The sequence below is a fragment of the Mesorhizobium sp. M7A.F.Ca.CA.002.04.1.1 genome, assembly GCF_004022805.1.
Lineage (GTDB): Bacteria > Pseudomonadota > Alphaproteobacteria > Rhizobiales > Rhizobiaceae > Mesorhizobium > Mesorhizobium ciceri.
Map to the genome: position 1 here is coordinate 1 of NZ_RZPL01001112.1, position 1,113 is coordinate 1,113.

2 protein-coding genes are annotated in these 1,113 nt (G+C 63.5%); both read left to right on the forward strand.

What is annotated here, in order from left to right; translation table 11 throughout:
• Positions 1 to 496 (forward strand): glycerol-3-phosphate dehydrogenase C-terminal domain-containing protein (locus tag ENZ75_RS32575; protein ID WP_281061331.1); only part of this gene is annotated, 496 nt, incomplete at its 5' end.
• 42 nt (positions 497 to 538) lie between these two features.
• Positions 539 to 1,113: ABC transporter ATP-binding protein (locus ENZ75_RS32580; RefSeq protein ID WP_164769197.1), on the forward strand; the 575-nt coding region annotated here is incomplete at its 3' end.

A 1,113-nucleotide genomic window follows, 5' to 3' on the forward strand; every position in this document is an offset into this window, starting at 1 on the left:
CGATGGCGGCGAGGGCGCCGCCCCGATCGTCAACGCCTTTGGCGGCAAGATCACCACCTATCGCCGGCTGTCGGAATCGATGCTGGAAAAGATCGAGGGTTTTCTGGGTAAACGCGGCAAGCCGTGGACGGCAAACGCGCCGTTGCCGGGCGGCGATTTCCCGGCCACCGGTTTCGATGCCGAAGTGGCGAAACTGAAGACCGCCTATCCGTTCCTCGACGCGCGCCTGGCTCGCCGGCTGACCCGGCTCTACGGCACCCGCGCAAGGATGCTGTTGGGGCTGGCCAAATCGAACGTCGATCTCGGCCGCAACTTCGGCGCCGATCTCTACGAGGCCGAGGTGCGCTATCTCGTTCAAAACGAATGGGCCGTCACATCGGAAGATGTATTGTGGCGCCGTACCAAGCGCGGTCTGCATCTCAGCCGCGAGCAGGTGGCGGCTCTCGATGAATTCATGCACGGCATAAGCCGGCGCCATGTCGCGGCTGCCGAATGAAGAGGGGTTTGAGCTGATGCGGAAGGCCTGGGAGGAGGCGTCATGCTGGAACTGAGAAACGTCACCAAGACGGTCGGTGCGGTCGCGCATATAAGCGATGTGTCGCTGACGCTCCAGCACGGCTCGCTCAATGTCCTGCTCGGACCGACGCTATCCGGCAAGACCAGCCTGATGCGGCTGATGGCCGGCCTCGACGTGCCGACCTCCGGTTCGATCTGGTTCGACGGCCAGAATGTCACCGGCGTGCCGGTGCAGAAGCGCAAGATCGCCATGGTCTACCAGCAGTTCATCAACTATCCGGCGATGACCGTCTATGAGAACATCGCCTCGCCGCTCAGGGTGGCGGGAACCGATCAGGCGAAGATCGACAAGGAAGTGCGCCATGCCGCAGCACTTCTCAAGCTGACGCCCTATCTCGACCGCACGCCGCTGAGCCTGTCCGGTGGCCAGCAGCAGCGCACCGCACTGGCGCGCGCCATCGTCAAGAACGCCAGCCTGGTGCTGCTCGACGAACCGCTCGCCAATCTCGACTACAAATTGCGCGAGGAACTGCGCGCCGAATTGCCCAGGATCTTCGCCGCCGCCGGCACCATCTTCGTCTACGCCACGACCGAGCC